The organism is bacterium, from assembly GCA_027622355.1.
In the GTDB taxonomy this organism is placed as follows: Bacteria; UBA8248; UBA8248; order UBA8248; family UBA8248; genus JAQBZT01.
This window is the reverse complement of sequence record JAQBZT010000119.1, coordinates 1-8,229: the sequence shown is the minus strand read 5'-3', so window position 1 is coordinate 8,229 and position 8,229 is coordinate 1. Positions and strand designations below refer to the sequence as shown.

At 57.6% G+C, this 8,229-nt stretch carries 8 protein-coding genes, 1 tRNA gene and 1 pseudogene; 4 read left to right on the top strand and 6 right to left on the bottom strand.

Features of this window, described 5'->3' with window-relative positions; all coding sequences use genetic code 11:
* The first annotated feature begins 187 nt into the window (after nucleotides 1-187).
* Nucleotides 188-264, top strand: a tRNA-Arg gene (locus tag O2807_08325).
* A 163-nt stretch (nucleotides 265-427) separates the two neighbouring features.
* Nucleotides 428-1,345 (top strand): hypothetical protein, encoded by a 918-nt coding sequence (locus O2807_08320; protein ID MDA1000504.1) that lies wholly within the window; start codon nucleotides 428-430, stop codon nucleotides 1,343-1,345.
* Between the two features lie 421 nt (nucleotides 1,346-1,766).
* Here the strand turns inward: O2807_08320 and O2807_08315 are convergent, their stop codons facing one another.
* Complete coding sequence (locus tag O2807_08315) at nucleotides 1,767-3,515, bottom strand: CocE/NonD family hydrolase (protein ID MDA1000503.1); 1,749 nt, start codon at nucleotides 3,513-3,515, stop codon at nucleotides 1,767-1,769.
* 102 nt (nucleotides 3,516-3,617) lie between these two features.
* Here O2807_08315 and O2807_08310 point away from each other — a divergent pair, with 102 nt between their 5' ends.
* Nucleotides 3,618-4,184, top strand: a complete 567-nt coding sequence (locus O2807_08310; GenBank protein ID MDA1000502.1) for an OsmC-related (seleno)protein — start codon at nucleotides 3,618-3,620, stop codon at nucleotides 4,182-4,184.
* 41 nt (nucleotides 4,185-4,225) lie between these two features.
* The gene (locus O2807_08305) at nucleotides 4,226-4,384 is read left to right on the top strand and encodes a hypothetical protein (GenBank protein ID MDA1000501.1); all 159 of its coding nucleotides are present in this window, start codon (nucleotides 4,226-4,228) and stop codon (nucleotides 4,382-4,384) included.
* Between the two features lie 12 nt (nucleotides 4,385-4,396).
* On the opposite strand, the gene O2807_08300 is transcribed toward O2807_08305, so the two are convergent.
* From O2807_08300 to O2807_08280, 5 genes and pseudogenes are all read right to left on the bottom strand, one after another.
* Nucleotides 4,397-5,242, bottom strand: coding sequence for an MBL fold metallo-hydrolase (locus tag O2807_08300; protein MDA1000500.1), 846 nt, complete (start codon nucleotides 5,240-5,242; stop codon nucleotides 4,397-4,399).
* A 64-nt stretch (nucleotides 5,243-5,306) separates the two neighbouring features.
* A pseudogene (locus O2807_08295) lies at nucleotides 5,307-5,660 on the bottom strand (OsmC family protein).
* A gap of 108 nt (nucleotides 5,661-5,768) precedes the next feature.
* Entirely contained in the window at nucleotides 5,769-6,296 is a 528-nt protein-coding gene (locus tag O2807_08290; GenBank protein MDA1000499.1) for an adenine phosphoribosyltransferase, read from the bottom strand.
* A 272-nt stretch (nucleotides 6,297-6,568) separates the two neighbouring features.
* A complete protein-coding gene (locus O2807_08285) occupies nucleotides 6,569-7,705 on the bottom strand; it encodes a class I SAM-dependent methyltransferase (GenBank protein ID MDA1000498.1) in 1,137 nt (378 codons plus the stop codon).
* A gap of 149 nt (nucleotides 7,706-7,854) precedes the next feature.
* Nucleotides 7,855-8,229, bottom strand: a 375-nt coding sequence (locus O2807_08280) for a peptidoglycan DD-metalloendopeptidase family protein (protein MDA1000497.1), incomplete at its 5' end; no start/stop codon positions are given.

Here is an 8,229-nt window from a genome sequence, read left to right as displayed (position 1 = left end):
CACCCCGGCCACCGAACTGGACAAAGATGACGCCCCCGAAACGGCCAAGCCGGGCGACATCAAACCCGTCCGCCAACGCCGCTTCCAACAGCGCCTAGCCGCCCGCCGCAGCCGAAGAACCCCCAAAAAGGACTGACTGCCCCGCACCCTTGACCGTACCCCCCGAGTCACGCAGATTCCGCCCTCTGCCCTCGTAGCTCAGCCGGATAGAGCAACGGATTCCTAATCCGTAGGCCGCGTGTTCGAATCACGCAGGGGGCACCAGTTTGTCGTCCATGACACCCGGGCGCGGCTCAGGGCTCGATGTCTGTTGGTTGACATGCCTCCCTTATCTTGGTCCATGCTGAAATAGAGGATTTTGGAGAGGCATAGCCAAGAGATATAGTTTTTCCGGTCTGTGTGTAAAGGATTGAGAAGAGATAACTATATGCCTAGAAAGAAGCGCGATGATTTTCCTAAAATGGTAATACAGAGCTTGAGGGACCGTGTAGGTGGTTTGTGCTCTCAGCCACTTTGCAGGAAGCCAACTACGGGACCTGATGCGTACGCAGAAGACAAAGCTACAATTATTGGGATAGCCGCACATATTTGTGCTGCTTCGCCTGGAGGGCCAAGATACGATCCAAGCCAGACCGAATCAGAGCGTTGCAGTTTCGAAAATGGGATTTGGCTTTGCGCGAGTTGTGCCACGCTAATCGATAAGAATGATGGGAAAAGTTATTCTGCTGAAAAATTGTGTGGATGGAAGGCAGTTGCGGAAAAAAACGCACACGTCGAATTATCGTCTGGAGGTGTGTATAAAAAGCAATCTTGGCAAGGCCGATTGTCAACGTTGCATTATATTAATGTTCCACGTCTCTCAATGTTGTTACCTGCTGACAGTATCTCCGATTCAATCATTGAAACCTGTGTTGATGGGATTCCTAAAGGAGTATATATAATCCGGGTGCTCAATGAACTTGAAAGGGCTGTCGAAAGTGCCGAAATTATGGCCATCTCCTTGCCCGAGGTAATCCCGCCGAGCGAAGAGATCATCGGTAGTGTGATCTCATTCGAACAACTTTGTTACACAAAGAATGGTGTAAATGTGGGATCTTCAGGAGATGCCAAGTGGATACAGCAGTTCAATGAAAAACACTCGCCTCACTTTTATACTAAGGTGGAAGCAAGTAAGTTCATCTTTCCATACGATCCGAGATGGATCACAACGACAACCGCGTATTCAGATTTCAGAGCAGGGCGAAGACGGTTTGCGGGGCTTGGGATTGTCAAATACTTTTTAGATGACCTAACGACCGCAATCGTTTCTCCTTTGGTAGTCGGATTGCCTCGTAATCCCGTGTGAGATGAGATTATTGGCAGGAGTTGATGTAATCGATAAGATTGACAGTGTGGAATTCGAGAATATGGAAATGGCCGGTGGGTCTCATTTTCCTTTTCAACCCCGGTATCGAATCGACAGGTAGCGCATCTCTGCTAACTTGATAATCCGTTTAGGCAGGTCGGGAAATAGCAAGAATCCATCACTTTCTATTTTGTCCCGACCTTCGAAGGGAAGGGGTAATTCCTTTTAAAATTAATAGATACAGCGAAAATCCACCCCAAAGACATCACTAAGAACCAGTCCCCGGTTATCCTTCGTGTCCCTCCAAACCTAAGAATCCGTCTAGGTGGTCAGGGGAATGGTGAGCACCCAGAAGTTTTCATTTTTGTTCTGTCCGGGGCACCAGTTTGCCTCTTCTAAAACCGCGTCTCCCCCCCCTCCCCTATTTCTCCGGCACGATGGGCAGCATGATGTGCGCCGGGTGCGCGGGGCCGGTGTGGAGGGTGACGTTTTTCCCGAAAATGGCCTCGGGGCGATCCTCCGGATTGTTGTGGAGGAACGGCCCGACGCCGGTGAAGGTGCCGCGGTTTTTCGCGAGGCTGTACTCGAGGTTCGGCGACTGGGTGACGTAGTCCTTCCCCCGGATGGTGAGGCCGATGCGGTAGTCCGCGGGGACGACGATGCAGGTGGGCCAGACCTCGATGTCGAGATCGTAGACCTCCCCCGGCGCGAGGGGCTGCTTCTCATCGTGGGTGTGATAGGGCCGGTACGGCAGGCTGAGCTTGGGGTCGAGCTTGCGGTGGGAGGCCCGCTGCCAGCCGTGGGCGATCGGGGATGTCGGGTCGAGCGCGCCCTGGAAGGTGATCTCCCGCATGTCGGGGGTGAACAGGCGCACGATGAGGAAGAGATCGGCGTCCTCGGTTTCGGATGAGACGAAGAGCTTGCAGGCCGAGGGGCCGGTGATCTCGGTCTCTTTCCCGAAGGGGGGAAGAAGAAATGTCAGTCCCTCCCCCATTCCGGCGTAGCTGATGCGCCCCTCTTCTTTCGGCGGCTCGGCGTTCAGGCTCATGTGAGCCGGGTCGAGGGAAAATTTCGTCCACTGCGTGCGGGCCAGCGGCCACTCACTCTCAAAGCGCTTGACGAATTTATCGACGTGGCGCACCTGGAGCTGGACGCGGGGCTGCTTTTTCCAGCCGGTGTCCTCTCCCTTGAGGAAGTGGCCGAAGAATTTTTTCTGCAGGTCGATGCCGTAGTCGGTGTAGAAGAGCGTCCAGTGCTCCAGGCCGTGGACCTCGAGCCATTTCTCCTTCGAGGCCGAGCGGGTGAAGCCCTCGATGTTCCCGCGCAGGTGGAGGCCGTGGCCGCCCCAGTTGCCGGCGGAGAGCAGCGGCACCTGGATGTTCTCAAAATCGGCCGAGCGATCCCGCCAGTAGGGACCGTCCATGGCGTTCGCGAAAGTTTCCGACGGAAGGTCGGCGCGGTTCTTGGCGCGCTCTTCATCGGAGAGTTCTTCGGGCCCCGAGATGACATCGTCCGTCACGACGCTGCGCCTTCCATTTTCGCCGAGGCCGTACTGGACGTTCTTCACCTGGCGGTCGTACCAGCCGCCGCCGAAGGTGTTGAGAATGCCGCCGTGGTGGGTGTTGTCGCGGTAGCGGTCCGAGGTGCCTTCCCAGATGCAGATGGCCGCGAGGTGCGGTGGCTGGAGGGAGGCGACGCTCCACTGATTGATGGCGTAATACGAGATGCCGTTGAGGCCGACCTTGCCGTTGCTCCAGGGCTGGACGGCGGCCCACTCGATGCATTGGGCGAGGTCCTGCCGCTCGCGCATGCCGTGGCAGTCGACGTAGCCGGGGGAGCGGCCGCAGCCGCGCGAATCGACCCGGATGCAGATGTAATCGTCCGGCACCCATTTTTCGGGGTCCACGACCTCCCAGTTCTGATATTTGTTCGTGGAGCCGGCGGGGACGTCGGGATGGTTCTCGATCATGATCTCCCAGGCCGGCTGGTAGCCCTCCTGGAAGGAGAGGCCCTTGCCGTAGGGGCCGTAGGTCATGATGACGGGGTATTTCCCCTCCCCCTGCGGCCGGAAGACATCCGCCCGGAGGATGAGGCCGTCATCCATCTCGATGGGCACATCCCAGTCGATCTGCATCTCGTCGCGCACTTCGCTCTTCATCTGGCTGTCCATGGCTCCCTCCCCGCGGCGATGGAAAATCGCCGATAATGTCCCTAAAATTCCAATGAAGGATATACTGCCGTTCTACACCATATTCCCGCTTTGGAGGAAGCCATGACCGATAGTCTCGAAAGCCCGAATTTCCCCTGGCACGAAAGCACCGTCCCCGGCGAGCGGACCATAGATAAGCCCGAGCTCCCGAAGGAGGGCTATGAGATCACCATGATCGCCGAGACCGAAACCCGGGGCGAGGGCCAGACGAAGGTGGGCCGCTACCGCCACTTCGAGGTCTTCTGCGACGAGCCGCCCCGCATCGGGGGGCAGGACCTCCATCCCCAGCCGCTGACCTACATCGCGATGGGGGTGGGCTTCTGACTCCTCACCCAGCTTGGGCGGTACGCCCACATGACGAAAACTCCTTTTAAAAAAGCGAGTTGCCGGGTAGAGTTCGACTATTACTTGAAGGGTTCCGTCCTCCAGGGGACGGTGAATTCCGGCTGCCGGGCGGTGCGCACCCACTTCCGGGTGGAGTCCGATGAGCCCGAGGAGCGGATTCTCCGCCTCATCCGCCTTGCCAAGCAGGGCTGCTACGCCGAGAAAATGGTGGAAACCGCCGTTCCCCTCACGAGCACGGTGGAACTCAACGGGAAATCTATTTCACTTGAGGGAATTACCAACTAGAAATCACCGGCCAGGAATCACCGGCCAGAGGAGCTTTCTCAATGGCGACAATGCGCGCCCCCGTCCTGCTGGAAGCGGGCGTGATCCGATTCGAGGAGCGCCCCGTCCCGGAGCCCGGCCCCGGCGAGGTGGAGGCGCAGCTGCACCGGATGCAGGGGGAGGACAAGGATTTCATCAAGGTGATCGTCGCGCACGCCTGAAAAACGTTCGCCCTAGCTCTTCCCCGCCGTGATCTGATCGTAGAGATTTCCGACGAACATCGCCTGCAGCTTGCCCACCATCGGCTTGAAGCCCGCGCTCACCGGGATATCCCCCAGGAAGGGGATCTTCCCGATCGCCTCCTCGCGGCTCGCCCCGGTGCCGATGACGGCCTGGACCTGATCGATCGCCCCCTGCACCGTCGCCTTCATCTCGTCCAGCAACTCCGGCCCGCCCACGGCGCCGTGGCCCGGGATGACCGTCTCGATATCCATCGCCCGGAGGCGGTCGAGCGATTCGAGCCAGGCGAAGGGCAGCGCATCGTGATACCAGGACATGACGTTGTTGAAGACCGTATCGCTCGCGAAAAGGGTCTTGTCCCCGGGCACGTAGACCACCAGCATGCACGAGATATGGCCGGGCGCCTCGAAGATCTCGACCTCCACTCCGCCCAGATAGATTTTCAGGCGATCGCGGAAGGTGATCTCGGGGGGCCGCGCCACGTAGCCCTCCGCGAGATGGGCGCCCCCCGGATCGATGCGCGCGATGTAGGGGGCCGGGTCCTTCATCGGGCAGGGCCCGACGGCGGTGTCCTGGAAGAAGATGTCCTTCGTCACCTGGTGGGCGATGACGGTGCCGGGAAGATAGGCGTTCCCGAAGGTGTGATCGATGTGATAGTCGGTGTTGACGAGGTAGCGGACCTCGCCGAGCGCCCCGGCCTCCTCCCGCCATCTCACGGCCCGGCTCGGCTGGTTGGGCGAGTCGATGAGAATGACGCCCTCCGGCGTCTGGATGGCCCCCACCGTGCTCGGTCCGTCCAGGATCGGGTCGGCGAAAACGTGCCGGCTCACCTGCTCCATGGATAAATTCTCCTTTCCCTTAGCGCCACACCACCGGGGCACAGAGACAGCCGCCCCTTTTTCCTTACGCGCTCGCCTCGTGCGTGAGGATTTCGACCTCGGCGTGCAGCGTCCGGTGGACGGGGCATTTTCCGGCGATTTCGAGGAGGCGCTTGCGCTGATCCGCCTCCAGCGGGCCCTCAAGCGTAATCTCGCGCTCGATCTGATCGATCCGGCCATCTTCGGTCTCGCACGCTTCACAGTCCCGTGCATGAATTTTCGCATGGCGGAGCCGCACGCGCACGCCCTCCAGCGGCCATCCCCGGCGGTCGGCGTACATGCGCAGGGTCATCGAGGTGCAGGCCCCCAGCGCGGCGAGGAGCAGATCGTAGGGCGAGGGACCCGTGTCCCCGCCGCCCGCCGCGCGGGGCTCATCGGCCCGGAAGGCGTGCCGGCGACAAGGACGTTTCTCGCCTCGGGGGGGGCGTTCTCTTTGGACGGATCGGCCGGATCGTTCATCGCGCACCCTCCCGGAAAAAGAGAAGCTTCAGTATTGGATCAGCGAGTGCACCGGGTAGGGCGCGAGCTTCTCCCGGCCGTTCAGGAAAGAGAGCTCGATGAAGAAGGTCATGGCGGCGACCTCGCCCCCGAGCTTTTTGACCAGATTGATGCAGGCCAGCGCCGTGCCGCCGGTGGCGAGCAGATCGTCGGCGATGAGCACCTTCATGCCGGGCTGGATGGCGTCCTTGTGGATCTCCAGGGTGTCGGTCCCGTATTCGAGCGCGTAGGTCTCCGCTTCTTTCTTCCAGGGGAGCTTGCCGGGCTTGCGGATCAGGACGAATCCCGCGCCGAGCTTGTAGGCGAGCGGGGAGGCGATGATGAAGCCGCGCGCCTCGGCCCCGACGACGATATCAATCCTCTCCCCCATGTAGGGATCGGCGATGAGGTCCACCGCCGTCTGGAACGCCTTGGGATTTGCGAGGAGCGGGGTGATGTCCTTGAAGACGATCCCCTCCTTCGGGAAGTTTGGCACATCGCGGATATAGCGAATCAGATCGTCGGCTTCGGGGTTCATGGCGCTCCTCTGGAAAAAATACGGGAAATAAGCGGCATATTATTCGGCGCGGGCCTTCTCCGCAATCACATAGAGGCCGCGCTGTACGGGTCCAGCGACTTTTTCGGCTTAAATTCCTATTTTCCCCAGTCGTAATACATTGATTCGAAAGAGATTTTATCCCTCGAAAATCTGGGCACAGAAATTCTTATGAGGGGCTACCTGAAAGAAAAGGCCCTGGTGCATTATCTCAGAATCGGCCGAATCAGTAATTGACCATGTACGTGCTTAGGCTAGGGGGCGATCGATTTTTTTTTCTCGCATGCGAGAACCCAGTGTGTCCCCAGCCGGGATAAAACAGGAAGACTTTGAAACAACATTTCAATTGGAAATACAAGATTGGCGTATTTTTTTTGCGTTAACATGGGAAATAATTTTGACAAGGGATATTGAAATCCCGGGAAAAAGCCATAACTTTTCAGCCACATGATTTTCAAATCAGCAACCTCGGCCAAGGCTTTGATTTGCGATGAACTAAAGCTCACATGTGGGTATGTCTTGCCGGTTTTCTCATCCTCCTTGACAAGGTTTCGCGGAGGCAAAATGGAAGGAAAAAATATTCCGAAAACTCTCTCCAAAACAATCAACGGGTTAAAAAGGTGAGCACCCAAAAGAAATCCGGCATTGTCTGTACTCATCAATAGATGTCCGCCCGGTTTCAGGGAGCTTGAAATTTCACGCATTGCCTTGGCAGGATCAAAAATGTGCTCAATCACCTCAAAAAAAGTAATGAATTCAAAAGCCTCTTTTTGAATTGGAAAATGGCACGCGTCAGCCTGAACGACCGGTCGTCCCGTTTTCTTTGAAGCAACCCTTAAAACCTTAAGATCCAAATCGAAAAGAAAAGCAATGTGCCCCTTATTGGTATGTTCAATGCTCACATCGCCGGCCAGGCATCCGACATCTCCTGAAATCAGACCGGGTCGTGAAAATTCGTTCAACCATTCGCGTGCGAGCCGTCCGCGAATTACATGGGAAGGTTCGAACTCTGAAACCAACCGCTGGTCGAGGTCTTGCGGAACCTCGATAGAAGGGTTGGCCATTTCCGCCTCAGGCCGTTCGTGCCGGTAGAAGGACGTAATCGGAATGGCGTCCTTCTCGCAAATCTGGCGGAGAATCTCTTTTTCACGAATATATTGCTTCCATCGAATCGCACGGTGGGCATACCAATGAAGGATGAGCCAAGAGATGAGAACGAGACTCCATGTCAGTCCGACATCGAAAAAAAGGAATATCACGAACCAAAAAAACACGCCGGGGAGGAAAAATCTCAGCCGCATTGCCCGGGGCAACCAAGAGGGATGCCACGGGAGACGAACGTCCTTTTTATATTCTGAATCAAACCGAAGGTTGTGCGTGGAATCGCTCATTTTTTCCGAATCCATCGAAGAAATTTTCACGTATTCGACTTCAACAGAGGGCTCACTGATTGTATGGGCATTGGCCTGTGGTTGGCGATTGCTGTTCAGGCGCTCATTGCCGCTTGATCAGGAATTCGCCATGTACAGGTGGAACCGCCTCAGGGAAGATAGGAAAGCGGGTTGCGGGGCTTCGTCCGGTAGCGAATCTGAAAATGGAGCATGGCCATCTCGGTGCCGCCCGATCGCCCCACGCGGGCAATCGCTGCCCCGCGCTGCACGGTGTCTCCCTTTCTTACCAGATTCTGCGCGTTGTGGGCATAGACCGAATGAAACTCCCCGCCCCTGTGTCGGATGATGATGGTCCGCCCGAACTCGCCGGGGCCCCAATCGCTGAAAATCACCTTGCCGTTCGCGGCGGCCTTGACGGTGGTCCGGGGCGTGGCGGCGATGTCAATGCCGTCCGAGCGGAGTCCCCGTTTGTTGCCGTAGCGGCGGATGATTTTCCCCTGCACCGGCCAGTCGAACTGGACGCG

Excerpts from the sequence above, each read along its gene's own strand:
- O2807_08285 (MDA1000498.1), bottom strand. The coding sequence starts at position 7,705 with ATGAGCGATTCCACGCACAACCTTCGGTTTGATTCAGAATATAAAAAG.
- O2807_08300 (MDA1000500.1), bottom strand. The coding sequence starts at position 5,242 with ATGGAGCAGGTGAGCCGGCACGTTTTCGCCGACCCGATCCTGGACGGA.
- O2807_08320 (MDA1000504.1), top strand. The coding sequence starts at position 428 with ATGCCTAGAAAGAAGCGCGATGATTTTCCTAAAATGGTAATACAGAGC.
- O2807_08315 (MDA1000503.1), bottom strand. The coding sequence starts at position 3,515 with ATGGACAGCCAGATGAAGAGCGAAGTGCGCGACGAGATGCAGATCGAC.
- O2807_08290 (MDA1000499.1), bottom strand. The coding sequence starts at position 6,296 with ATGAACCCCGAAGCCGACGATCTGATTCGCTATATCCGCGATGTGCCA.
- O2807_08305 (MDA1000501.1), top strand. The coding sequence starts at position 4,226 with ATGGCGACAATGCGCGCCCCCGTCCTGCTGGAAGCGGGCGTGATCCGA.